Source organism: Macrococcus bovicus, assembly GCF_030376725.1.
GTDB classification, from domain to species: Bacteria; Bacillota; Bacilli; order Staphylococcales; family Staphylococcaceae; genus Macrococcus; species Macrococcus bovicus.
In genome coordinates, this window is the sequence record NZ_CP128470.1 from 21,651 (window position 1) to 45,480 (window position 23,830).

Genomic DNA, 23,830 nt, shown 5'->3' on the forward strand with positions numbered 1-23,830 from the left:
AAAGAGCCCGCGGGCTCTTTTTTTAATGGATATCGCGCTTTTTGAAGCGACCGCCTTTAACTTCTGAGACGTTGCCAATGGCGACAAAGGCAGATTCATCATAATGATTGATGATATCCTTCAGTTTATATTCTTCTAGTCGTGTGATGACCACAAAGATCACTTTCTTGACGTCACCTGTAAAAGCACCCTCCCCGCTGAGATACGTTACCCCACGTCCAAGACGGGCATTAATGGCTTCACCGATTTCTTCGTACTGCTCACTGATGATCCAGACGGATTTCGATTCATCAAGTCCGAGCTGAACGATATCGATCGCTTTAAAGGCAATGAAATAAGCAATGACGGAATACATGGCGGATTCCCACGTGAAGACAAAGCCTGCGACGATAAATATGAAGAAATTGATGACCATGACGATCTCACCCACTGAAAAAGGTGTTTTTCCGCTGATCAGAATGGCTAAAATCTCTGAACCGTCTAGTGAACCACCGTAACGGATGACGAGACCGACACCCACACCTAAAATAGCACCGCCAAAAATAGTGACGAGGAACTTCTCTTGAATAAAAGGAGGAACGGGATGGAGCAAAGCGGTAGCGATTGACAGAACAGCAATGCCGTAGAGGGTGGATAATGCAAAGGATTTACCGATTTGTTTGTAGCCGAGAAAGAAGAACGGCAAATTCAGGACAAAGATAAAGATTCCTAAAGGAAGGCCGGTTAAATGGCTCGTAATAATGGAAATACCGACAATACCCCCGTCCAATATCGCGTTGGGTACTAAAAACAATTCAAGTGCGACTGCCATGAGAAGTGCACCGATAGTGACCATCAGGAAACGTTTGATCTTCTCTTTCAGCGGCAGCGTTCTATGGACTTTTTCAGCTGCTAATTGTGACATAGCATCCCTCTTTTCTACTGAGTTTCTACCTATACTATACTATAAAAAAATTATTAGAAATTTCAGAATGCTCACAAGTAGAAAAATGTTTTAGAATATAAAGTTTTTTTCGAATTATAGTTGTCAGATTATAAATAACCATGCTATAATCAATCTTGTGCTGAAAAAAATACGGCCCCTTGGTCAAGCGGTTAAGACACCGCCCTTTCACGGCGGTAACACGGGTTCGAATCCCGTAGGGGTCACCATTTAAATAGTTTTAGGTCCCGTGGTGTAGCGGTTAACATGCCTGCCTGTCACGCAGGAGATCGCGGGTTCGATTCCCGTCGGGACCGCTCTAAGACATGCATCTGATGCATGTCTTTTTTGTTGTGATTCAGTAGATAGAAAAAAACACATAAAAATGGTAAATTATAAGATAGTAAATGAAACTCTAAAGAGAAGAGGTTACCTATGGCTCGTAAAATAGTCGTTGTAGATGATGAAAAACCAATCGCGGATATACTTGAATTTAATTTGAAAAAAGAGGGTTATGATGTCCACGTTGCTTATGATGGTAATGATGCTGTCGAACTGATCTATGAAGTACAGCCGGATATCGTACTTCTGGATATCATGCTGCCGGGACGTGATGGCATGGAAGTCTGCCGTGAAGTCCGGAAGAAATACGATATGCCGATTATCATGCTGACAGCGAAAGACTCAGAGATCGATAAAGTGCTGGGACTGGAACTCGGGGCAGATGACTATGTCACTAAACCATTCAGTACCCGCGAACTGATTGCGCGTGTAAAAGCGAACTTACGACGTCACTACACACAGGCACAGTCCGAAGAAAAAGAAGAAACCAATGAGATTGTCATTAAGGACATCACGGTCTATCCTGATGCTTATTCTATTAAAAAGCGCGGGGTCAGTATTGAACTGACTCATCGTGAATTTGAACTCTTCCATTACTTGGCGCGTCATATCGGCCAGGTCATGACACGTGAACACCTCCTGCAGACTGTATGGGGCTATGATTATTTTGGAGATGTAAGAACGGTTGATGTGACCATCCGAAGACTGAGAGAGAAGATTGAAGATGATGCTTCACATCCTGAATATATCGTGACTAGACGTGGTGTCGGTTATTTCTTACAAGTACAGGATAAATAATGAAGTATATTCAGGCATTCATTAAGAAGCTGCAATCCCTGCATATCAAGCTGGTTGTTGTCTATGTCCTGCTGATTATTATCGGCATGCAGATCATCGGTCTCTATTTCACGAATAATCTCGAAAAAGAGCTGACTGAGAACTTTAAGGACAATGTTGATCGACAAGTGAAGCAGGTTGCTTATGATATTAACGAAACATACAAGGAAAATAATGACGATAACACGGAACGGAAGATTCAGTCTATTATCGATGATTATACTTCACGGTCAGGTATCGGGGAGGCCCGCTCAGACATAGATGAAATCCGTTTTATCAATACGAATGAGCTGATCATTGCGACAAGTAAAGTGTCAGATAACGTTTCTATCGATCAGAAGAATAAGGACACTCAAATACAAAAAGCGCTGTCACTCGGGCAGAGCAATGACCAGATTCAGCTGAAGGAAGAAGGAACAAATAAGAAGCGTGTCTGGGTCAAAAATGAAACCATTAAAGTGAATAATGAAGTTGTAGGTGTGATTCACGTGGAATCAAGTATCGAGACAGTCTATCAGCAGCTCGACAAGATCAACCAGATCTTCATTATCGGCACCGGGCTGTCCCTTCTGATCACTGTCCTTCTCGGCTTCTTTATTGCCAGAACCATCACTAAACCGATTTCCGACATGCGTAATCAGGCGCTCGAGATGTCAAAAGGGAATTACACGAACCGTGTTAAAGTGTATGGAAATGATGAAATCGGGGAACTGGCTCTGACCTTCAATAACCTGGCTAAAAGAGTCCAGGAGGCTCAGGCCAATACAGAAAGTGAGAAGAGACGTCTGGATTCCGTTATCACTCATATGTCAGACGGTGTCATCGCAACCGACAGACGAGGACGCGTGCGTATCGTCAATGATATGGCTCTGCGCATGCTGTCTGTCAATCAGGATGACATAGAAGGCCGTCACGTACTGGATGTGCTGAAGATGGAAGAGCACTATTCTTTGGAAGAACTGCAGGAGAACAGCGGCGGTGTCATCATCGACATTGCAGGTGAATACCCGCTGATCGTCCGTGCCAGCTTCTCAACGATTATCCAGGAGACGGGCTTTATCACAGGTTACATCGCTGTGCTCCATGATGTCACTGAACAGCATCACGTTGAAAATGAACGCCGTGAGTTCGTGGCGAATGTTTCGCATGAACTGCGCACACCCCTGACCTCTATGCGCAGCTATATAGAAGCGCTGGAAGAAGGGGCCTGGCAGAACCCTGAACTAGCGCCCCAGTTCCTCAGTGTGACACGGGAAGAAACAGACCGCATGATTCGACTGGTCAATGACTTGCTGCAACTGTCCAAGATGGATAATTCAAATGAAACGATTAATCGTGAACTGATTGATTTTAATATGTTCATCCATAAAATCATCAACCGCTTTGAGATGAGCGAAGGAAAATCAGCGACATTTATCCGCGATATTCCGAAAGCGGGTATCTTTGTGGAAATCGATCCTGATAAGATGACACAAGTATTTGATAACGTCATCTCCAACGCCCTTAAATATTCAAAAGGAAAAAAACGCATTGAATTTCATGTGAAACAAAATATGTTATTCAACCGTATGACCATTCAGATTAAAGATAATGGGATCGGTATTCCTAGAAACAAGGTCGACAAAATTTTTGACCGCTTCTTCCGGGTTGATAAAGCGAGAACGCGGACAATGGGCGGAACAGGTCTCGGTCTTGCGATCAGTAAGGAAATCGTCGAAGCACATAACGGCCGCATCTGGGCAAACAGTCAGGAAAATCAAGGGACCTCTGTCTATATCACATTGCCTTGTGAAGTCTTAGATGATGGTGATTGGGATGTATAAGAACCTGATTAAAAGTCTCATACTGATTATTCTCGTCTGCTCAAGCATGGTGCTGACTTATCTGATATGGAACTTCAAGCCTCAGCTGACCAATGTAGATACAGCAGTCGTTGAAAAGAAGACAATTGGCCCCCGATTTATCGATAACATCAAGAATATCTATATGCCCTACCAGGCTGTTTCTTACAATGAAGGCAATATCAAAGGTACAACCGAAAGCCGTCTGATTATGGAGCTGACTAACTTCTTAAGCGAAAGTCAGATTCAATCGGCTTATCTGATTGATAATAACGGTAAATTTCAGGCGAAGAACATCGGCAACCGTTTTACTTTATTTGATTTTACCGTTGATATTCCGCAGACCATGTACGTGACCAACATACTGGATATGAACTATAAATCAGGAGACAGGTATACGTTCAAACGTCTGATGATTGATAGTGAAAGCCGTAAGAACGTCAATATTTATCTGATCGGCAGAACAAAGGTACTGAAAATAGAGACGGATGCCAAAAGCCAGGCATTCAATAAGTTGATGCAGACAGAACGCAAGTCTATGGTGGACTATACAAGTCTCGTTACCAATGAGTTCACGTCGAGTGATAAGATGCAGCTCTATATTCCGCAAGAAGCAGACAATATCAGAGCATACCGTTATATTGCAGACCGCATCAATGTGAAAGATATCAATGATGCGGTACTGGACGATCAGGACAACATCATAGAGCGTGACCGTAAAGAGAGCACCACCTATTTCAGTAATACAGGTATCGTATCTGTCAATGATAGCGATATCTACAAATATAACAACTTATCAGAAGCGGATTCCGTCAAGGCCGCACCGCGTGAGATACTGGTCAAATCATTCAAGTTTATCAGCAGTCATGGTGGCTTCACGGATGATTACCGCCTGTTCGATATCGATGATGATAATAGAACGATTGACTATCAGATGTTCTTAGGGGGCAGACCTGTCTTCAATAAAACAGGCCTGTCCAATATCTCAGTCATCTGGGGGAAGAATGATCAGTATGAATATCGACGGGGCCTTTTATCAACCAGTGTCGCAGTTCCTTCGACACAGGCAGTAGAGAAACTACCGAGCGCAGAAAGAGTCCGTTACAGACTTGCCTCTTCTAAAGAATACCGTTTCGATAAAATCACGAATATGCTGATCGGCTATGAAATGAAAAAATCAGCAGATAGTGAAATTCAGGCCAATCTGCTGTTTGAACCGCACTGGTATATTGAATATAACAACAGATGGCTGAAGTATGAGGATGGGAGGCTGAAGTAGTGGACTGGAAACAAGCAAGCTCACTCTTTATCTTTGTTTTTCTGATCATCAATATCTGTCTCGGTGCCCTGTACTATCAGAAAGTTGAACGTTCTAATCAGATAGATATCGCGAATGAAAAAGTGCTGTCTTTCGAGAAGGAGAACATCAAGTTACCGAAAGAACTGCCGCCGTCAGAAGGCGTCAAACTGAATTACTTGTCCGGACGCAGCAAAAAGTTCGATGCCACGAATACAACGCGCAGTAACACGGTCGTTAAAGAAAAAGTTGTCAAAGACCGCATCGCGACGAATCTGCCCCTCAGTGCTATAGAGCCGGATGTCATTATGGAAGAACTGAATATCTTCATGGCGACCGTTCCCTACAGAGGAATCGAATATATTCTGAGCGGTATTGACCGGACGAACAAACGGATACTCTATGAGCAGACATTCAACAAGTATCCGATACTGAGCAATGATACAGCCAAAATCGTTGTGAATTATAATGATAAGAACGAAGCATATAGCTACGAGCAGTCCTATATCGAGAACCTGCAGGAAGGCATCGGTAACAATAACAAGAAGAAACCAGTCGTAGAACCGAGACGGGCGCTTGAAATTCTCTACTATCAGAATAAGCTGAAATCAGGCGATGAGATCACAGCGGTCAGACTGGGCTATTATTCTGTTGTCCCAAATATAGAAGGGCAAGTCCTCAAACCTACGTGGCAAGTGGCGGTATTACATGACGACGGCAAGCGTGAAACATTCTATGTGGATGCTCTGAATCCACAGGAACCTATACTGAAGTAATAAAGAGAGTGATATAAATGATTAAAATGTCAGTACTGGCAAGTGGCTCAACAGGTAATGCGACCTACGTCGAAAGCGACAAAGGCTCATTATTAGTGGATGTCGGCCTATCAGGCAAGAAGATGGTCGACCTCTTCAGCCAGATTGACCGGAAGATAGAAGACCTGGATGGCATACTCGTCACCCATGAACATATCGATCATATTAAAGGACTCGGGGTCCTCGCAAGAAAGTATAAACTGCCGGTCTATGCCAACGAAAATACATGGAAAGCGATAGAACGGGCAGATAAAAACATCCCGCAGGATCAGAAGATGATCTTCAATCCATACGAAACCAAAAGTATCGCAGGCTTTGATATCGAGTCCTTCAATGTGTCGCATGACGCGATTGACCCGCAGTTCTACATCTTCCATAATGATTACAAGAAGCTGACGATGATCACAGATACAGGCTACGTCTCAGACCGCATGAAAGGGATGATACATGGCAGTGACTGTTTTATCTTCGAGAGCAATCATGATGTCGATATGCTGAGAATGGGGCGCTATCCCTGGAAGACGAAGCAACGTATCCTGAGCGATATGGGCCATGTCTCCAATGAAGATGCGGCCTATGCCATGCGTGAAGTGATCACGGGGTCGACCAAAAGAATCTATCTGTCTCACCTATCAAGAGATAATAACCTGAAAGACCTGGCACGAATGAGTGTTGAACAGATTCTGAATGAACATGATATCGACACGAAAAATGATGTCATGCTTCATGATACGGATAAAGACACCGCAACAAAGATTTATGAAGTATAGTTGACACCATTTACAGTAATTTCACAGAGAAATGTGGATAACCATGAATAGTTTGTGGATAGAGCATAAGTTATCCACATGTGAATAAGATGTCTTGGTAACAAGGCATCTTTTTTTATGTTTATGCAGAAGAAAATGGAAGAAAAGAAGATAAAAAGAGAAAAATACGATAAAATAAGGCTTGTGAAATGTTAATAAGTTAATAACATGTGGATAAGTCGAATAACTCATACATAAAGGATGAATAAATATGAAGACTACAATTATCACTGTGGGTAAGTTGAAAGAGAAGTACTGGAAACAGGCGGTCGATGAGTATGTGAAGCGGCTCGGCGCCTATACGAAGGTGGAACTGATAGAAGTGGCGGATGAGAAAGATATGGATAACATGAGTGAGAAAGATATCGAGATAGCGAAGAAGAAAGAAGCGGAACGTATCCTGGCAAAGGTTAAGGATGACAGCTATGTCTATACACTGGAGATTCAAGGTAAGCAGCTGGACTCAGTCGAACTTGCACGGCATATTGAACACAACATGAATATAGGCAAAAGCCACCTCACCTATATTATTGGTGGCTCAAATGGTCTGCATGAAAGCGTGCTAGCACGATCAAACTTCGCCCTATCCTTTAGTAAAATGACCTTCCCCCACCAGATGATGAAAGTGATACTGCTGGAACAAGTTTATAGAGCATTTAGGATTATGAAGGGGCAAGCTTATCATAAATGATGAGATTAATAAAGCATATGAAAGAAGCTATCCTAAAGTTGGTTAGCTTCTTTTATATGATTAATTGAGTTTTTTAAATATTTTCTTTTGTCAAAATAAGCTAGACAACTTCTCATCTCCGATGAAAATCACAAATACTTCCAATGGTGTCCTATAACCAAGAGATTTTCTAGGTCGATTATTTAGCGAATGTGCAACTTGAATAATATAGTCATCCGTAACTGTGTTGAAATCCATATCTTTGTCCAGGCCATTTCTCCTGAGCATTCCATTTGAATGTTCATTTAGACCACGCTGCGAAAGTGTCCCTGGATCAGCAAAAAAGATAGATATATCGTGCTGGTTACTGATTGACTTCCAGCTGGAAAACTTTTTACCGCAGTCGAATGTAATGGATTTAAAGAGATGATGTGGTAAAGCTGAGAACATGCTGCCCAGTGCTTTTTCAATATCAGATGCCTTGCGACCTTCCGGCCGTAGGGTAATGTTCATCTTGGAAACACGTTCAACAAGGGTGATGATTGCGCTGCCGTGATGACGTCCGACAATCGTATCTCCCTCAAGATGACCGAACTCTCTATCAAAGTCAGGGAATTCAACTGTTCTTTCTGAAATATGACGTCTGAAAGCCTGACGTCCTCTTTTTTTCATGATAGCCGTTGGGTTTCCTTTTCCCTTTCATCGGAAGTGAATGAACAGGAAGAATACCTTCCCTGAACATTCTGTACAGAGTTTTAACAGAACAACTGATAGATTCTTCATTCTTGCTTATGATAGTGTCAGGTGTCCAGCCGTCGGCTATTCTTTCTCGAATATAACTGATCTGACGATTAGGAAGGACGATTTTATGTCTTCCACAAAGGGATTTTCTTTTCTTATAGTTTTGATAGAACTCTAGTGCAGATACTCCTTTTTTGAAAGCATTAATCACATTATAGACGGTCTGTCTTGAACGCTTAATTCTTCGGCAAATCTCACTGACCGGAAGATTCTGGTGATAATATGATTCTATGAACGTAAGTTCATCCGTGGTAAGACATGTATAGGTCATTTGTGCTAACTCCTTATGTTTTCTTTGGTCGGAAATACATATTGAGTTTAGCTCAGAAGGATTTTTTAGTTGTCTAGCTTAATTTTACAATCGGCGAATTAGTCTCTTTTTTGCATTTAAAAACGGAAATTCCAATTTGGAATTTCCGTTTTTTATTAAAGTACAGTCCTAAATCAAAGAATTAGTTATTTTTATCCCAGATTCTTTCATTTGATAATAACCTATAAAACTGCTACTTGCTCTTGTAGGAGTTCATCGGTTGGATCTGTCTAGTTTTTTAACTTGAAAATTGTTCTGACCGTTCAGAAGTTCGCATACGTATTAGCGACTGAGACATCTCAGTATAGTTGGAGACAAACGCATCAGGTTCTTCGTTCTATTATTTGTTTTTCTATTTAATCACGGGAACGAGTAAATGCGAATCGTAGTGTTTACCTGTATGAATGTGATAGCGTCCATTGTTTACGGTTTCTGTATGTTCGTAACGTGTTTTAGCACCGAATGTACTGCTTCCTTTAATCACTTCGCTTGCTTTGATAACCACTTGAATACTTTCGCCTACTTTAAACAAAGTCCCTGATGGTAAAATCTCTACTTCTGCTGAAACGATTTCGCCAGGTTTCATTAATTGTCGTTCCTCATGTTTCAACCATGGTTGCAATGGAGTGGATCTTTCTGTATCAAGTGCTCTGTGAGATACACGTAGCCAGCCTGCAGCCACCTGTCCTTTTTCAATGTGGTTAAAGTCAGGGAAATGAACTTCAGCACCATTTCTGTCAAGTTTTTTAATACCGATAAATAAATCCATATCATCAGCTTCTTCAGAAGATACCCACAGTTTCAACTTCATATTGCCTGTGAGCTCTGTTTTCTGGTCAAATGTTTTTGTAAAGCGTACTTCATCATTTTCTGATGAGCTATCATATGAAATAACTGCTTCTTCAGCTGGACACTGCTGTTCCATCATTAAGCTGTCAGCATTTAAGTAATAAGCTTCTGCTGTAGTTTCAGGCAGTGGCCATGCTTTAGCTTCTTTTCGTGTTCCTTTATAGAATTTGTCTCGTAATTCATAGCTGACGGCAGGTGTTTCAGTCCAGTCATTCTCTATGCCTTTAAGGAAATAATCAAAGAAAGCTTTCTGCATTTCTAATGCTTCACGTGTATAATATGTTTCCCATTCTTTTCTGCCGTGAACATACAGCCATTTTTGGTGAGAAGCTGCCTGCTTAAATCCTTCGAAGCTGCCTCTGTTGTGAAGACCTTGCGTTGACCAGCTGGCACATGCAAGGATAGGGATGTGAATGGCACTTAAATCAGCTTGTTTACCTTTCCAGTAATCATCGAACAATGGGTGATTCTGCTGTTGGGCCGGCAAGTTTTCAATCTGTTGATTGTCCGGCCATCTCATCATAAGTCCTTGATGCCAGAAGCGATAAAATCCGGTATCAGGAATTCCGCCGTGGAAGGCGATTTCACGGTACATATCATTGAGACCTTCCCATGGAATCATTGCTTTTAAATGTTTCGGTTGAAGTGAAGCAACCCACCACTGTGTGACAGCAAGATAAGATACACCGTTCGTACCGACATTGCCATTACTCCACTGCTGACGGCCGGCCCATTCAATCACTTCGGCGTAATCTTTCGCTTCGTCTAATCCCCATGGTTTTAATGCGCCCAGCGAACCTGCACTGCCGCGAAGTGCAACTTTTACAACGACATAATCATTAGGAACCCAGAAACCTGGATCAGGCGACTCTTCAGGAGTGAAACTAGAAGTTGGGATAGGACCGAGTGTCGGCCATACCGGTCCCATATTTGTTATTTTAGGTTTATTGTCTTTACCGTATGTATCTGCTGAGATAACAACGGGAAATTGTCCGGCTTTATTTGGTCGGAAGACATTCACATATAATACGTGGCCGTCTACCATCGTAACAGGAAGATCTTTCTCCATGATCATTTCCTGATAGCCGTACTGGATGCTATCTACTACGATATGATTAAGTCCTTCATGCAATTCTGCTGCATCAGTTACAGTGAGTTCAGGATTGCCCATTAATTGCTGGTTCATGATAATCATTCCTTTCTTTACCTTATGTTGATGTCATCATCATAAGACTTAAGCAAACGTGTTACAATCATCAATATCAGGTGTATTGTAGGTTTTCCAACAGATTGACTATCATTGTAGGACAATGAAATGAAATATATACTCTGCAGGAGGCGTAATGAAACAAGACAGAAGAATTAATAAATCACAGGAAGCGATTAAACAAGCATTTTTCGAAATTTCCTCTACTAAACAATTCGAACAAATTACTGTGCAGGCCATCGCAGATCAAGCAAATATTAATCGAAGTACATTTTATGCGCATTATTATGATAAATACGATCTGCTTGATAAGATTGAAGATGATTATATCAAGTTGATTCATCACGCTATCGGACAGACAGCCGTTCAAAGCACCTACGCTGTTGTAGATGTAATCGACGGGCTGGTAAATCATATAGATGAGCACATGGATTATTACTACTTTGCTTTTAATTTAAAGGATAGTAATATCGAAGATAAACTTTATCGGCTGATCAATGTGCATTTGAGTCTATTTAGAAAGAAAGATGATACGATAGGTGCTATTCCCTTTGATTACTTTATGAGTTATGTATCCGGGGCAGGGATTGCACTTATTAAGCACTGGGTGCAGGATACAAATAGAATGAGCAGTGAAGATTTAGCGCAGCATTTCTATAAATTGATTACGCATGGCCCGGCAGGCATTATTGAGGAAGAAGTTGAAATGAAAGAAAGAAGATGATGGGCTATTATATCGTAGCAATTTATACACTAATCAGTACGTGCGTGAGTCTGGGTTTTTCAATCGAAGCTTATATAAAAGCAGGTACTTCGAATAACAACCGATTAAATACGAAATATATCTTGGCAAGAAGTGCAGCAATCGTGTTAGTCAGCATGAGTACATTTATCATTCATGACGCCTTATACCTACTTGCGATTTCACTCGTCATTATCCTTGTACATTTAGGAGATGGCTTTGCTGGTATCGGTTTTACGAATAAAGTACGAATCATTGGGCCGTGGATGACAGCCCTGTTCCATGTTATATTGCTGTTCTGGTTTTACTCATGAGGATTGAATGAGGAGGTGGTTTTAAATGTATCGGCTGGCAGAAGTGAAAGATTTAGATGAGATTATGATTATCGTCCATCATACTGTCAATGAGATGAAAGATTCCTATAATCCTCAATGGGATGAGCATTATCCGTTGAGAGAAGACTTTCTAAAAGATATTCGGGAGCGGACGCTGTATATATTGGAAGACAGAGAAGAAATTAAAGGATTTATTGTGCTTAACCAAGAAACCCCTGAAGAATATGATGAACTTGATTGGCATAAAGGAGATTATCTGGTTATACATCGGCTGGCTGTTAATCCCGCTGATCGTCAGGGAGGATATGCGACACAATTAATACAGTTTGCTGAACAATCAGCTGTTGATCAGCATATTACAGTTATAAGATCTGATACTTCATCAATGAATATCGGAATGAATAAGATCTTTCAGCGTTTAGATTATCAATTGAAAGGACAGATTAATTTTCACGGAAAACCGTTTAAGTTTAACTGTTATGAAAAGCTGCTGAATAAGTAAAAATACACACGCTGTGGCGTGTGTATTTTCATTTGCATGTATTAAAGTTTAAGCAGTCTTTCAGCATTACGGAAAGCAATACGTTCCTGGTCTTCATAAGTCAAAATAGAGTTTTAAATACCCTCTGGGGTATTTGACAGAATTAAAATAACGTTATACAATACCCCCATAGGTATTAAAAATTGATTGGGGGCTTATGTAAATGTATTTTAAATCATTTTTCAACGAACAACTGGCACAAATGTCATACTTAGTCGGCTGTCAGAAAACAGGTGAAGCAATCGTCATTGATCCTTTAAGAGAGCTTGCCCCTTACTTTGAAGCTGCTGAAAAAGAGGGCCTTAAGATCACGCAGGTCACAGAGACACATATTCATGCGGATTTCGCATCAGGTCTGCGCGAAATGTTGCATGCCGGAGCAACCGCATTCGTGTCAGGTCACGGCGGTCCAGACTGGACATATAAGGACGTAGAGGCAGAAACAGTGATGGACGGAGATATCATTAAAGTCGGTAACGTCAAGCTGCAAGTACTGCACACACCGGGCCATACACCTGAAAGTATCAGCTTCCTGTTATTTGATAATGGTTCTGATGTACCGATGGGCTTATTCACAGGAGATTTCATCTTCGTCGGGGATGTCGGTCGTCCTGACCTGCTGGAAGAAGCGGCAGGTATCAAAGATACAACGGAAGCGGGCGCACGTGAAATGTTCAAATCACTGAAGAAGATGGACGAATTACCGGATTATATTCAGATCTGGCCGGGTCACGGTGCAGGTAGTGCCTGCGGTAAATCCTTAGGCGCTGTACCAGTGACGACATTAGGCTATGAACGTCAGAATGGTTGGGCATTCCAGTATGACGATGAAGAAACTTTCATCACAGCACTGACAGCAGATCAGCCAGAACCGCCGTACTACTTCGCAGAAATGAAACGTATCAACCGTGATGGCTTTGGTCTCATGCACTACAATCGCGTGGTCCCGACAGAAAAATTAGAAGGACCTGCCATTGATTTACGGGCTAAGGAAGTGTTCGCTGAGAATATGAGCAGTGGAGTCAACGTGCCTTACAACAAGAAGTTCCTGTCATTTGCAGGCTGGTATCTGGATTACAATCAGGACTTACAGCTGGTCGGTGATTTTGACACGGTGCAGAAGGCAGCGCATGATCTTAAGATGATTGGCTTTGACCGTGTGAAGACTTATGTTTCAACAGTAGAGGGTCAGTCTTACGAACAGATTGAACCGGCTGACTTCAAAGCACTTGACCGCAGCCAGATTCATATTCTGGACGTCCGTACGCAGAAAGAATGGAACGACAGTCACTTTGATGAGGCAAAACACCTGCACTTCGGTAAGCTCGAGCAAGCTGATATTCCATTTAATAAAGAGGATGAGATTTATGTCCACTGTCAGTCAGGTGTCAGAAGTGCGATTGCGATGAGTATTCTGAAAGAAAAAGGCTATGACAACGTCATTAATATCAAAGGTGGCTATCAGACAGTCAAGTCGTAACAAAGATACGAAAGGACTATCAAAGGAGGAATTATATGTTTTTGAAATCATTGTTCAGACGGATTCCATCTGTCTCCACTACTGAACTGGAGACGTTGATGAAAGAGCGCATCAATCTCTTGGATGTGAGAACCCCGGCAGAATTTCAGGCGGGTCATATCAGAGGAGCCAAAAATGTACCCCTGACAGAGATTCAGCACTATCAGAATAAAGATCAGGTCTATGTGATCTGTCAGTCAGGCATGCGAAGTAAACGAGCAGCACAGATTCTATCCGATAAGGGTATAGATGTGGTGAATGTCCGCGGGGGCATGAGTGCCTGGGCAGGGCGACGGGTGACCGGGAAAAAATAAAAGAAAATCCATCTGAGCGATTCCGCTCAGATGGATTTTCTGCATGTAGTGAATAATTTCAGCGTATCAAGTTAATATATACTAGAGTAAGATGAGGTTAATATTTTTGTTGTTAGCCGTCATATCTTTCGGTGCAGCGATGAAGTTTAGTGATGGATGGTTTGGGATGCTAGTTCCGCTCATTCTATGGATGATTATGTATTATGCCATTAAAGTAGACCATATTAAGAAAAAAATATGATGTTAAAACATATAATGAGATAATAGATTATATGGAAAATGGCATGAAAACTGATTTAGCACCACGAAATAAGAGGAATTTTATCTTGGAAGAAGTATTTACAGTAGTAGGATTTTCTTTGGTTGCTGTAATCTTAGTACTTTTAAGCATGTTTATCTTTGGAGAGTTGTAATGTATAGGGAAAGAAACTGTTTACGCACAGCTTAGTAAAGGAACAGATTCAAATTTTATATTGAATTAAAGAGACTCTTCCTAACTAATTTTAAATATGGGTTTTAAACATCAATATTTTTCTTGAATGACTAATACCAGAATTTAAAGAGTCGACACTTATGATTAAAGCATGTGTCGGCTCGTTCTTTGTATGGAGATCGATTAGAAAAATTCTTAATCAATTCAATTTTTTGTTGGTTAAGGTAGATCACCTCTATTCAGGACAGATTCTCAGCAGTCTTTCTGATAGCATAAAATTTCTGGACGAGTGGATGTTCTTGGTGGAGATTCATATTCTGCAGTTTTCTCATACCTAATCTTCTATCAAGCATGGCGTAAGCACGTATCACTTCACTTCGGTGATTCATTGCTTCATCTATCGATAACTGATTATAGTTGAAAAAATCATAAATAGTATGGTCGGCGTATAACCCCCGCTGATGTAGAGTTTCTTCTACTTTATCATTCGCTTCTTCCATACGATGTTGGTAAATCAGACTTTCTGTTTCTGACAGCTCATCCATCATAAAACGATAACGTTCATCAAGTGAAGGCATCTCTTCACTTCTTTCCATATGATTCCCGAGTCTATAAGCTTCTCTTTCATATGAGATGTTGTCAGTGGCAAAAATCTCATTTTTATCAAACGTGATCGTCAGCCGGGAAGGCTGATCATGGGATTGACGATATACGATTCGATTAATCTGGATACGCCCCTGTAATGAATCACACAATAATGATTCCAGCATCTGTTTTCGTTTAGTCCAGCGCATAAGTAAAGTGTCCTCCTATGATTTAGTCTATTTCTTATTATAGTATATGAAAAAATCGTTAAGAAAAATATGGTAAAATAAATATATAATGTTATTGAACATTGACTGAATAATAAATTGATAGAATTTAAATCAAGTTTTGAAAGGATAAAATATGACATCGAACATTTTACTGACGATTGCAATGTTAGTCACCGTTTTACTATTATATATCGCATGGAAACGACACTATGGATTTAGAGGATTCTTAGGCATCATGTTCTTTTCATCATTTTTGTTATTTATCATTAGAGTTTTTTCAAAACACGAACCTATAGTGAGTTCATTATTTCATTCATTTAATGGTTTTATTATTTTTGGATTTGCACTTTTATTTATATTATTGAGAGAAAATAAAAGAAAGTAATCAATTTAATAAGGTAGGTGGTTGCATGCTGATTCACACGGAACGTCTGGTGCTGAAGACACCCAGTCATACGGATATTAAGGCATTTATGGAGATTAGAAATAGTGAAGGCTATTTATGTTTTAATCCGATGCCAAAAGTAGATGAGGAAACAGATTTACATGAACTGAAAGAACAGATAACTGATGGGTCCTTAACAGACATCTTTTATTCAGATGAGTTAATAGGGATGATTTCTCTGCATCCAGATAATCTAAGATACCGTATCAATAGTATGAATATCTCTTACGCGCTGCATCCTGAGCATGAGGGCAAGGGTTATATGACGGAAGCATTGTGTAGTATGATAGATTATTTATTCAATCACATGCAGTGTGAGATCATCGTCGCAAGAGTGTTTGTGTGCAATAGCAAATCTAAGCGCTTGATAGAGCAGCTGGGTTTTCAACAAGAAGGCTTTATTCATAGAGCGGTAAGGGGAAATGGCGACGTCGTACACGATGATTATATATTTGCATTGATGAAATAAGATCATTTCCCTAGGATTCATTCAACCAGTTGAAGACGTAGCTACCTAGTCTTCTCAATCGTATAAAGAAGGAGTGCTGAACAGATTGATCAGATTTGGAATAATGAGAGGCATCAAAATTTTTTTAATTCTATTTTTAGTCTATATAGTAGCCTTACTCCTTAAACTGCCTAATAGTGAGTCATTTTTACTATACAGTCTGATGGGCTTTATACTCGGAGCGGCCAGTGTCATTTATAGCTACAGCGAATGGCGTTTTTCTAAGCAGATTGTCATTCATTTTCTGATCATGGTAGTGACGATTCTGCCTTTACTGCTGATCTGGCAGATATACTTTACAGGTCATATTCATTTCACGAAAGTCCTGGCTAGCTTTCTGAAAGTAGGATTCATCTTCATCATTATCACAGTTATCCTGAAGAAGATGGGGAAAATGGGATAGAAAGGAGCATTACATATGTTTTCATACAAAGTCGATGATGAAATTAAACTTGCGTTACCTCTCCCTGAAAAGGACGGAAAAATGATTTATCGGTTAATCTCAGACAACCGGGCCTACTTAAATGAATTTCTACCTTGGCCTGATTACATGAAGAGTAGTGAAGACGAAATTAAATTTTTGCAGAATTCTTTAACAGAATTCGCTGCGGGTAAAGGCCTAGTATTAGTTATTCGTTATCAGGAAGAGATTGTCGGCTTGATTGATTTTCATGCAATCAATCCTGCAAATTCATCCGCCGAGATAGGTTACTGGCTGACGGAAGATGCACAAGGGAAAGGCATCATGACAAGAGCTGTTCAAGGGATGATTGAACTTGGATTCGATTATTTTGACTTCAACAGATTAACGCTGGTCATCCAGGTTGAAAATAAGGCGAGTCAGAAAGTGGCTGAGAGAAGCGGCTTTGAAGTAGAAGGTAAGATGAAAGACTATATCAAGGAAAAAAGTGAATTCCGCGATGCTTATTTATATGCGTTAATTAAGGCTAAATAAAATGAGACATTGAATAGACGTAATTTGCGAATATGAAAACTTGCTTAACCAGATTAGAGGGGGAGGTAGAAATGAAACTCATTTTGAATGCTGATTTGTATCTCAGAAATTTAAATAGGACTGACGAGAAAGCCTTTTACAATTTATTAGTAGAAAACTATGTTTATTTTAAAGAAGCATTGACTTGGCTGAATCAAAATCAGTTAAAGAAACAAGCGTTTGAAAGTCTGGAACTAAGAATAAAAATGGTTTCACGTGAAAAATCTTTACCTCTGTGGTTTGGAATTATTTATAAAGAACAGCTATGTGGAATGATAGGATTTAATGAATTGGATAGCGATAATGATATTAGAGAAATGGGTTATTTCATAGGTGAGAAATTTGCCTCTAAAGGAATCATGACTTCGTCACTAGAATCAATGATTGATTACAGTTTAATCGTTTAATGCTTAATAAAATCGAACTATATATAGCTGAAAATAATCAAGGAAGCTGCAGAGTGTCAGAAAAACTTGATTTCAAATTGGAAGGGATTATTAGAGAGTCACAGAAAATAGAAGGACAATACATAAATCAAAAAGTATACGGGTTATTATACTCCGAATATGTCAACACCAATAAAAATATTAACCGAGCTAAAGATCAAGATATCCAGTTACTGAAAAACAGTTAAATCAATTTTAAAGGAAGCAGGATAATGATAAAAAAGTTACTAGAATTTATTTTAAAAGATGATCCAAGCGGAGTAGATTTGTATCCTGATTCATTGAAAATAGAAAAAGGAATTATCAGTGATGTAGATAATCAATTAATTTCTATAGATGCACATAGTAATGATATAAAGAGTATATTTATTAAATTGATAGAAGATAAAAAATTTGAAGCAATGATCGATGGTTTTGAGGCATACGTTAATAGGGAGAATATAGACTTAGAAGATGGAGAAGATACAGGCTATTTTCTCACTGTTTTATTAGATAGGAAGAACCGGCCTGTACTTATATGGGATCCTATAATAGGTCGATTAAGCTATGATCCATCAATACAATCTTACATAAAATTAACCCATAGAGATTTGAAACCGCCCTATTTGCTGCCGATGGAAAAACATGAAGTTCTTATTGTCGGCAATATAATTTACAGAGGTGACGATGCCTATCTCTTAGAAATGGATGATGAGTATAGAGAGATTTTACTAATAAAAACCTTAAAACCTAAACAAAGCATTTTTATCAAAGGCAGAGAACTGATGAAGTATATTTTGGAAAATCGTATTTCTTATCGTGAGAAATGTAATCACATTCTATTCGATTATGAGCTTGATATTGATATCATCAGCGATTTAATGCTCTGTACCTGTAATGATGGTTATTATAATGTCCAAGGCATCTTCTTTTTAGAGGAAAAACTGGACCTGAATACAGTTCATTTCGAACCTTATAGAAGAACCTTTGTTATTGAAATAAGAGATGAGAAAGCATTTTATATTAGTGTGAAGAGCGATGATTCATATGCATTTAATCTTAATACGAGAAAATAAATGATAATGAAGAGCGCAGACCTAATCTAAATGAATAATTTTATCAGCGGTAATGAAGAAGATAAACAACTTATAAAGAAACTATCTTCAAATAAAGCGCCCCTTGACGTTGGATTTATCATCTGACTTTAAGGGGCGCTTCATTTTCTTATTCCTTACTATTATTGAATAGTGAAGTATTTTAAGTAGTCATTTTCAAAATATGCTGTGAAGTAAGTGTTTTTCTTCGTTTTATAGAGATTCGTCACTGCAGTGCGATCGTTGGATTTAACCTGTTTTACTAACGGGAAAGATTTATATGATGCTTCGAACGCTGCTTTACTAATCAGTTTATTCTGTGGTGTCAATGTAATGGCTGTAATTGTATTTTTGTCATACTTGTCAATTAAATTATCATGGCTATAGAACCCGGCAGCACTATGAATTTGTGGCAGGCGTTTTTTGTTGACCATATAACCGTCTATCATCAGGTTGTCATGATTAACGGCATCTTTGAAAGCTTTATTCAGTACTGTTTTCCCACTGTAAGCAAAGTAACCATTGTAGTAATAATAAGGCTGAGTCTTATCAAGGGAACGGCTTGTTTTATTTGTCGGGACCTTAGTAGTCTCAATCATTTTTGTCTTAGCACTGGCAGTGTCATTGAATCCTACAGCAGAAAATAATAGGGCAGTCGCTAATCCTGTTGCACTGATCATTCTCATTTTCTTATTCATCATCATTCCTCCAATTCCTATTTTTTACTACAACCCCATTATAATTAATTTCAATTATATTACAAGTATTTCTATCATATTTCATAAACAATAATTATTACGATTAAATTTATAAGTTTTAAAGAAATAGTTGAAGACAGTATGGAAAGAAGATTAATTTACACGATTAATACATGGTGAGAAGGCTGCAAATTATTTATCGTAGTTCAATCTTGACTTAGAGTTTACTCTAGGTGTTAAGCTGAGTTAGAAGGTTGGTGATGACATGACATGGACGATGAAAGAATTTGTTGAACTGACAGGTTTAAGCGAACATACATTAAGATACTATGAAAAAGAAGGTTTGTTTAAAGTTGATCGACTTGGAAATAACCGTGTCTTTTCCGAAGAGAATAAATTGTGGATTGAGTCAATAACACATTTAAAGGAAACCGGTATGACAATTGCAGATATAAAAGTATTTTGTGACTTAGGCCATATTGGAGATTCAACTATTGCAGAACGACTCTCCTTACTAATCAACCATCGGCAGGCTGTCATAGCACAAATGCAGAAGCTACAAGAAGGGTTAGATTTTTTAGATTATAAAATTCATTTATATGAAGGAAATATTGATCAATGTTTCCAGGAGAAAAAGGAAGGTAATAATGATGCAGGTAAATAAAATATTCAATCCCATCACTTTAAAAAGTGGAAGTATACTTAAAAATAGAATTGCAATGGCCCCGATGACAACGTGGTCAAGTAACGATGATTACACTATTTCAGATGAAGAAGTAGCCTACTATGAGAGACGTGTGAGAGACGTTGGTTTAGTGATTACAGGTTGTACGCATGTTCAGGAAAATGGCATCGGCTTCACAGATGAATATGCAGCTTATGACGACCGTTTTATTCCCAGTCTTAAGAAATTGGCAACGGCAGCGAAAAGCGGGGGGAGTCTTGCCTATATGCAGATTTTCCATGCGGGAAATAAAGCATTAGCAGATTTAATTCCTGAAGGCGATGTTGTGAGTAGCAGTGATGTCGTCTGTGAAGCCAGCGGTTTTGCACCAGAAACTCACCCAAGAGCTTTATCTACTGAAGAAATTAAAGAGGTAATTAAAGCTTTTGGTGAAACGACGCGTCGTGCGATTGAAGCAGGGTTTGACGGTGTTGAGTTACATGGAGCGCATGGGTTCTTGATTCAAAACTTCTTATCACCGCACTTTAATGTGAGAACAGATGAGTGGGGAGGTAGTTTAGAAAATCGATTGCGCTTTGCGTTAGCCATTATTGACGAGATTCAATCTGTCATTCAGACTCATGCTGATCGACCTTTCGGTGTAGGCTTTAGAATCTCGCCGGATGAACATTATGAAGATGGTTTAGTCGTTGAAGATACATTAGCGCTGACAGATGCTCTTATCGAAAAAGATGTTGATTATATTCATATTAGTTTATCAGAAGCAGTAAGTGCACAAGCTAAAAATGAAAGGAACAATCAAACATTGGTTGAACGATTTGCAGCGCATCTCAATGGGAGAATACCGCTAATCGCTGCGGGAATGATTACGACACCTGAGCAAGTTGAGATATTGATAGAGCAAGGCGCAGATATTGCGGCCATCGGTCATGGGTTGATTATCAATCCAGATTGGGCGGCAAAAGTTCGAGTGGGAGCAGTAGAAGAAATTGAAGATACCATTGATTTAAGCCGGAAGCCAGAGTATGTACTTCCAGAGAAACTATGGAATATTATAGAAAACTCAGGTGGATGGTTTAAACTGAAGTAGCAAGAGGCATATGTGAAGGATGATCCTTTACATATGCCTCTTGCTACTTCTGATGAGTTACAGTCGACGATTAAGATGAGCTGAGCGTGAAAATAAGGTCAATGAACAGTCGGTATGCTCAATTAAATGCTTTCTTAATGTGCTTTCTAATAAACCAGTTGCACGATGATTAATACTTTTTTAGTCATTATCTATTTCCCTTTTATATCATTATTTATTGCTTGTCTGTATCATAATGTCTTTGTGTCCATACAATGGCAATCAAGCCGATGACCATAAATGCGACGATAAACCCCATAACCGCGTGATAATAGACAGTGATGGGTGTGAGAGACGATGTGAAGGCGACAATAATAGATAATCCGACCGGACCGCCGAGCTGATGCATTGTGTTGGTGACACCGCTTGCGGCACCGGCCATAGATTGATCAACGTCATGAACCCCTGCGCTGGTCAGTGGGGCAAGTAACCATCCTTGTCCGAGACCGACAAATATCATCGGCAGACCGATAGCCAGCCAGTATCCGTGTGTCGGGTCAAGCAATGCTGAAACCAATAAACCGATAAGTAAAATCATCTGTCCAAGCATCATAATGCGGCCATTATCAATGCGTTCCATTAATTTCGGTAAGTAAAGTGCCGCAATAAAATTAACGATTGTTAATGGAAGAAAACCGATACCTGCCTGCAAAGGTGTGAAATGATAAATCTGCTGCATCACTTGAGGAACGATAAACCAGTATGATAACATGCCCATCATAAACGTAAAACGTGCAATATAGGCACCGCTGCGAATTTTATTGTAAAAGAGTGACAACGGCATTAATGCATCATTAATTTGACTTTGATAGACGATAAAGATAAGAAGCAGAATCAAGCTGGCCACAATCATCATAATATGGTGCTCAGTGATGCCGTAGACAAATAGAATACTGAGGGCAACCGATAATAACGCGCCTAAGTAATCGATACGTAATCGTTTGACGTTGGTCTGCTGAATGACTTTTATTGTGAATAACATCAGAAGTATGGTGAATGGAACGTTGATTAGAAAGCCGGTTCTCCAGCTGAAAGTACTTGTCAGGTAACCGCCGAGCAACAGGCCGACACTTGAGCCGATGCCTGCTGTAGCACCGTAGTAACTGATGGCTTTACTGCGCATTTTTCCTGTATATTGATCCATTAATATCGCTAGAGAGGTCGGAGCGATAATAGCAGAACCGATCCCTTGAACCGCTCTGAAGATAATGATTTGTACACTGCTCTGAGATAAACCGATGGCTAAACTTGATAGACCAAACAGCCCTAATCCTAATAGAAATATTTTCTTTCGACCGATTAAATCTCCTAAACGCCCCGCTAATAACAAGAAACCACCGAACGTAATCGTATATGCATTTGATATCCAGGATAATGTGACTGCATCCATGTGCAGATCTTGTGCAATTTTGAGAGTACTCGTGAAAATAATGGAATTATCCATGAGTATAAGAAAATAGCTGAATAATATAATGGGCAGCGCAATGCCGAATTTTTGCTTGTTCATCATATCCTCCTTGGTTTATTGGTAGTCTTAATTTACGGTATAACCAAAAGAGAGTACAATATCATTAAAACAGAGTGCTATAACTAAAGATTATAGCGGGGGAGGGTGTTATGAATCTCACACATCTTGAGCAGTTGATTGTCTTTAAGGAACAAGGCACTTTATCAAAAGCAGCTGAGGTGCTATTGATTTCACAGCCTGCTTTAACAAGAAGTATGCAGAAGCTTGAAGAGGAATTGAATATCCCGTTATTCGAACGCCAGAAAAATAAGCTGACGCTGACTGAAACAGGAGAGTATGTCGTTGAAGAAGGGCGTAAACTGCTGCTGCATGTCGATACTTTTCAAGAAAAAATCACGCAGCATCATTTAAGAAAGATGATTTTTATAGGAGGGATCTGTGCACCGGGTGTTGCGTTTGAACTTGAGAACAGGATTGGAAAGACACGTTTTGAACAGCAGTTTCAACTGTCGCAGGAAGAAGATGCGGCTTTAAAAGAAGGGCTGTTTAATCACAGTTATGATTTTGTGGTGACTGATTTTCCGGTAGAAGATGAAAGGGTATATGCAGAACCTTATTTTAAAGAAGTCTTGAATTTATCGTTACCTGTTCATCATCCACTGGCATCGCGAAACGTGGTACAGCTGGAAGACTTCAAAGGGTTAACAATGTTATTGAGAACACGTCTCGGCATATGGGACCGTTTCATCAAACAATTGAAGGAGACAACCTTTATTCATCAGGACAATGATGAAACGTTTGTTCAACTGGCAGAAGCTTCTGATTTACCGGTATTTACGACTAATATTACAGTGGAATACGGTGTGTCTTCTTTCTACCGTAAACATATTCCGATTGACGCACCTTTTACTGAAGTAACATTTTACATCAATGTGCTCCGAAATAATAGAGAGATCATTCAGCACTTAAAATAAAAGCCAGCCTG

At 39.7% G+C, this 23,830-nt stretch carries 24 protein-coding genes, 2 tRNA genes and 1 pseudogene; 21 read left to right on the forward strand and 6 right to left on the reverse strand.

Translation table 11 applies throughout. The features are described 5' to 3' along the window. Nucleotides 1–22 precede the first annotated feature (22 nt). Nucleotides 23–904: a YitT family protein gene (locus QSV55_RS00515; RefSeq protein WP_289650256.1), complete on the reverse strand. Its 882-nt coding sequence runs from the start codon at nucleotides 902–904 to the stop codon at nucleotides 23–25. Nucleotides 905–1,077: 173 nt separating this feature from the next. On the opposite strand from QSV55_RS00515, the gene QSV55_RS00520 reads away from it, so the two are divergent. From QSV55_RS00520 to rlmH, 8 genes are all read left to right on the forward strand, one after another. Then, a tRNA-Glu gene (locus QSV55_RS00520) sits at nucleotides 1,078–1,152 on the forward strand. Nucleotides 1,153–1,166: 14 nt separating this feature from the next. Beyond that, nucleotides 1,167–1,239 (forward strand) — tRNA-Asp (locus tag QSV55_RS00525). A 118-nt stretch (nucleotides 1,240–1,357) separates the two neighbouring features. Continuing rightward, nucleotides 1,358–2,062: a response regulator YycF gene (yycF, locus tag QSV55_RS00530; RefSeq protein WP_133452104.1), complete on the forward strand. Its 705-nt coding sequence runs from the start codon at nucleotides 1,358–1,360 to the stop codon at nucleotides 2,060–2,062. Next, nucleotides 2,062–3,924 carry a cell wall metabolism sensor histidine kinase WalK gene (gene walK / locus QSV55_RS00535; protein ID WP_289650257.1) on the forward strand — a complete coding sequence of 621 codons (1,863 nt, stop codon included), beginning with the start codon at nucleotides 2,062–2,064 and terminating at the stop codon, nucleotides 3,922–3,924. Before yycF ends, walK begins: the two co-directional genes overlap by 1 nt. Further along, nucleotides 3,917–5,221, forward strand: a complete 1,305-nt coding sequence (locus QSV55_RS00540) for a YycH family regulatory protein (RefSeq protein WP_289650258.1) — start codon at nucleotides 3,917–3,919, stop codon at nucleotides 5,219–5,221. Before walK ends, QSV55_RS00540 begins: the two co-directional genes overlap by 8 nt. Further along, entirely contained in the window at nucleotides 5,221–6,015 is a 795-nt protein-coding gene (locus QSV55_RS00545) for a two-component system regulatory protein YycI (RefSeq protein ID WP_289650259.1), read from the forward strand. The genes QSV55_RS00540 and QSV55_RS00545 overlap by 1 nt, the downstream gene beginning before the upstream one ends. A 17-nt stretch (nucleotides 6,016–6,032) precedes the next feature. Then, nucleotides 6,033–6,824, forward strand: coding sequence for an MBL fold metallo-hydrolase (locus tag QSV55_RS00550; RefSeq protein WP_133452100.1), 792 nt, complete (start codon nucleotides 6,033–6,035; stop codon nucleotides 6,822–6,824). 250 nt (nucleotides 6,825–7,074) lie between these two features. Further along, on the forward strand, nucleotides 7,075–7,554 hold the full coding sequence (gene rlmH / locus QSV55_RS00555; protein ID WP_289650260.1) for a 23S rRNA (pseudouridine(1915)-N(3))-methyltransferase RlmH: 480 nt from the start codon (nucleotides 7,075–7,077) through the stop codon (nucleotides 7,552–7,554). A gap of 90 nt (nucleotides 7,555–7,644) precedes the next feature. Here rlmH and QSV55_RS00560 read toward each other — a convergent pair. After that, a pseudogene (locus QSV55_RS00560) lies at nucleotides 7,645–8,605 on the reverse strand (IS30 family transposase). Between the two features lie 391 nt (nucleotides 8,606–8,996). Next, nucleotides 8,997–10,679 carry a CocE/NonD family hydrolase gene (locus QSV55_RS00565; RefSeq protein WP_149458937.1) on the reverse strand — a complete coding sequence of 561 codons (1,683 nt, stop codon included), beginning with the start codon at nucleotides 10,677–10,679 and terminating at the stop codon, nucleotides 8,997–8,999. 157 nt (nucleotides 10,680–10,836) lie between these two features. On the opposite strand from QSV55_RS00565, the gene QSV55_RS00570 reads away from it, so the two are divergent. From QSV55_RS00570 to QSV55_RS00590, 5 genes are all read left to right on the forward strand, one after another. Beyond that, nucleotides 10,837–11,424 carry a TetR/AcrR family transcriptional regulator gene (locus QSV55_RS00570; RefSeq protein ID WP_289650261.1) on the forward strand — a complete coding sequence of 196 codons (588 nt, stop codon included), beginning with the start codon at nucleotides 10,837–10,839 and terminating at the stop codon, nucleotides 11,422–11,424. A 44-nt stretch (nucleotides 11,425–11,468) separates the two neighbouring features. Next, the gene (locus QSV55_RS00575; RefSeq protein ID WP_289650262.1) at nucleotides 11,469–11,756 is read left to right on the forward strand and encodes a hypothetical protein; all 288 of its coding nucleotides are present in this window, start codon (nucleotides 11,469–11,471) and stop codon (nucleotides 11,754–11,756) included. Nucleotides 11,757–11,781: 25 nt separating this feature from the next. Beyond that, nucleotides 11,782–12,279 carry a GNAT family N-acetyltransferase gene (locus QSV55_RS00580; protein ID WP_289650263.1) on the forward strand — a complete coding sequence of 166 codons (498 nt, stop codon included), beginning with the start codon at nucleotides 11,782–11,784 and terminating at the stop codon, nucleotides 12,277–12,279. A gap of 202 nt (nucleotides 12,280–12,481) precedes the next feature. Continuing rightward, entirely contained in the window at nucleotides 12,482–13,798 is a 1,317-nt protein-coding gene (locus QSV55_RS00585) for an MBL fold metallo-hydrolase (RefSeq protein WP_289650264.1), read from the forward strand. A 35-nt stretch (nucleotides 13,799–13,833) separates the two neighbouring features. Beyond that, nucleotides 13,834–14,151, forward strand: a complete 318-nt coding sequence (locus tag QSV55_RS00590; protein ID WP_289650265.1) for a rhodanese-like domain-containing protein — start codon at nucleotides 13,834–13,836, stop codon at nucleotides 14,149–14,151. A gap of 672 nt (nucleotides 14,152–14,823) precedes the next feature. Here QSV55_RS00590 and QSV55_RS00595 read toward each other — a convergent pair. Then, complete coding sequence (locus QSV55_RS00595) at nucleotides 14,824–15,378, reverse strand: SF0329 family protein (RefSeq protein ID WP_289650266.1); 555 nt, start codon at nucleotides 15,376–15,378, stop codon at nucleotides 14,824–14,826. 431 nt (nucleotides 15,379–15,809) lie between these two features. Here QSV55_RS00595 and QSV55_RS00600 point away from each other — a divergent pair, with 431 nt between their 5' ends. The 5 genes from QSV55_RS00600 (at nucleotide 15,810) to QSV55_RS00620 (ending at nucleotide 18,847) form a co-directional block, all read left to right on the forward strand. Further along, on the forward strand, nucleotides 15,810–16,313 hold the full coding sequence (locus tag QSV55_RS00600; protein WP_289650267.1) for a GNAT family N-acetyltransferase: 504 nt from the start codon (nucleotides 15,810–15,812) through the stop codon (nucleotides 16,311–16,313). A gap of 85 nt (nucleotides 16,314–16,398) precedes the next feature. Then, nucleotides 16,399–16,755: a DUF3021 family protein gene (locus QSV55_RS00605; RefSeq protein WP_289650268.1), complete on the forward strand. Its 357-nt coding sequence runs from the start codon at nucleotides 16,399–16,401 to the stop codon at nucleotides 16,753–16,755. Between the two features lie 15 nt (nucleotides 16,756–16,770). Continuing rightward, entirely contained in the window at nucleotides 16,771–17,307 is a 537-nt protein-coding gene (locus QSV55_RS00610) for a GNAT family N-acetyltransferase (RefSeq protein ID WP_289650270.1), read from the forward strand. Nucleotides 17,308–17,378: 71 nt separating this feature from the next. After that, on the forward strand, nucleotides 17,379–17,753 hold the full coding sequence (locus QSV55_RS00615; protein WP_289650271.1) for a GNAT family N-acetyltransferase: 375 nt from the start codon (nucleotides 17,379–17,381) through the stop codon (nucleotides 17,751–17,753). A gap of 251 nt (nucleotides 17,754–18,004) precedes the next feature. After that, entirely contained in the window at nucleotides 18,005–18,847 is an 843-nt protein-coding gene (locus tag QSV55_RS00620; RefSeq protein ID WP_289650272.1) for a hypothetical protein, read from the forward strand. 161 nt (nucleotides 18,848–19,008) lie between these two features. Here the strand turns inward: QSV55_RS00620 and isaB are convergent, their stop codons facing one another. Then, nucleotides 19,009–19,563, reverse strand: a complete 555-nt coding sequence (isaB, locus tag QSV55_RS00625; protein WP_289650273.1) for an immunodominant staphylococcal antigen IsaB family protein — start codon at nucleotides 19,561–19,563, stop codon at nucleotides 19,009–19,011. Nucleotides 19,564–19,828: 265 nt separating this feature from the next. On the opposite strand from isaB, the gene QSV55_RS00630 reads away from it, so the two are divergent. Both QSV55_RS00630 and QSV55_RS00635 read left to right on the forward strand, forming a co-directional pair. Beyond that, complete coding sequence (locus QSV55_RS00630) at nucleotides 19,829–20,227, forward strand: MerR family transcriptional regulator (RefSeq protein WP_289650274.1); 399 nt, start codon at nucleotides 19,829–19,831, stop codon at nucleotides 20,225–20,227. Then, complete coding sequence (locus QSV55_RS00635) at nucleotides 20,208–21,338, forward strand: NADH-dependent flavin oxidoreductase (protein WP_434784206.1); 1,131 nt, start codon at nucleotides 20,208–20,210, stop codon at nucleotides 21,336–21,338. The genes QSV55_RS00630 and QSV55_RS00635 overlap by 20 nt, the downstream gene beginning before the upstream one ends. Nucleotides 21,339–21,552: 214 nt before the next feature. On the opposite strand, the gene QSV55_RS00640 is transcribed toward QSV55_RS00635, so the two are convergent. After that, on the reverse strand, nucleotides 21,553–22,884 hold the full coding sequence (locus tag QSV55_RS00640; RefSeq protein ID WP_289650276.1) for an MFS transporter: 1,332 nt from the start codon (nucleotides 22,882–22,884) through the stop codon (nucleotides 21,553–21,555). 110 nt (nucleotides 22,885–22,994) lie between these two features. Between QSV55_RS00640 and QSV55_RS00645 the strand changes: the two genes are divergently transcribed. Then, a complete protein-coding gene (locus QSV55_RS00645; RefSeq protein ID WP_289650277.1) occupies nucleotides 22,995–23,819 on the forward strand; it encodes a LysR family transcriptional regulator in 825 nt (274 codons plus the stop codon). The last annotated feature ends 11 nt before the right edge of the window (nucleotides 23,820–23,830 follow it).

What these genes read in the sequence shown, in the direction of transcription:
- yycF (WP_133452104.1), top strand. Translation starts at nt 1,358, where the DNA reads ATGGCTCGTAAAATAGTCGTTGTAGATGATGAAAAACCAATCGCGGAT.
- isaB (WP_289650273.1), bottom strand. Translation starts at nt 19,563, where the DNA reads ATGAATAAGAAAATGAGAATGATCAGTGCAACAGGATTAGCGACTGCC.
- rlmH (WP_289650260.1), top strand. Translation starts at nt 7,075, where the DNA reads ATGAAGACTACAATTATCACTGTGGGTAAGTTGAAAGAGAAGTACTGG.
- QSV55_RS00540 (WP_289650258.1), top strand. Translation starts at nt 3,917, where the DNA reads ATGTATAAGAACCTGATTAAAAGTCTCATACTGATTATTCTCGTCTGC.
- QSV55_RS00590 (WP_289650265.1), top strand. Translation starts at nt 13,834, where the DNA reads ATGTTTTTGAAATCATTGTTCAGACGGATTCCATCTGTCTCCACTACT.
- QSV55_RS00640 (WP_289650276.1), bottom strand. Translation starts at nt 22,884, where the DNA reads ATGAACAAGCAAAAATTCGGCATTGCGCTGCCCATTATATTATTCAGC.
- QSV55_RS00615 (WP_289650271.1), top strand. Translation starts at nt 17,379, where the DNA reads ATGAAACTCATTTTGAATGCTGATTTGTATCTCAGAAATTTAAATAGG.
- QSV55_RS00645 (WP_289650277.1), top strand. Translation starts at nt 22,995, where the DNA reads ATGAATCTCACACATCTTGAGCAGTTGATTGTCTTTAAGGAACAAGGC.
- walK (WP_289650257.1), top strand. Translation starts at nt 2,062, where the DNA reads ATGAAGTATATTCAGGCATTCATTAAGAAGCTGCAATCCCTGCATATC.
- QSV55_RS00610 (WP_289650270.1), top strand. Translation starts at nt 16,771, where the DNA reads ATGTTTTCATACAAAGTCGATGATGAAATTAAACTTGCGTTACCTCTC.
- QSV55_RS00565 (WP_149458937.1), bottom strand. Translation starts at nt 10,679, where the DNA reads ATGAACCAGCAATTAATGGGCAATCCTGAACTCACTGTAACTGATGCA.
- QSV55_RS00595 (WP_289650266.1), bottom strand. Translation starts at nt 15,378, where the DNA reads ATGCGCTGGACTAAACGAAAACAGATGCTGGAATCATTATTGTGTGAT.
- QSV55_RS00600 (WP_289650267.1), top strand. Translation starts at nt 15,810, where the DNA reads ATGCTGATTCACACGGAACGTCTGGTGCTGAAGACACCCAGTCATACG.
- QSV55_RS00620 (WP_289650272.1), top strand. Translation starts at nt 18,005, where the DNA reads ATGATAAAAAAGTTACTAGAATTTATTTTAAAAGATGATCCAAGCGGA.
- QSV55_RS00550 (WP_133452100.1), top strand. Translation starts at nt 6,033, where the DNA reads ATGATTAAAATGTCAGTACTGGCAAGTGGCTCAACAGGTAATGCGACC.
- QSV55_RS00585 (WP_289650264.1), top strand. Translation starts at nt 12,482, where the DNA reads ATGTATTTTAAATCATTTTTCAACGAACAACTGGCACAAATGTCATAC.
- QSV55_RS00630 (WP_289650274.1), top strand. Translation starts at nt 19,829, where the DNA reads ATGACATGGACGATGAAAGAATTTGTTGAACTGACAGGTTTAAGCGAA.
- QSV55_RS00570 (WP_289650261.1), top strand. Translation starts at nt 10,837, where the DNA reads ATGAAACAAGACAGAAGAATTAATAAATCACAGGAAGCGATTAAACAA.
- QSV55_RS00515 (WP_289650256.1), bottom strand. Translation starts at nt 904, where the DNA reads ATGTCACAATTAGCAGCTGAAAAAGTCCATAGAACGCTGCCGCTGAAA.
- QSV55_RS00580 (WP_289650263.1), top strand. Translation starts at nt 11,782, where the DNA reads ATGTATCGGCTGGCAGAAGTGAAAGATTTAGATGAGATTATGATTATC.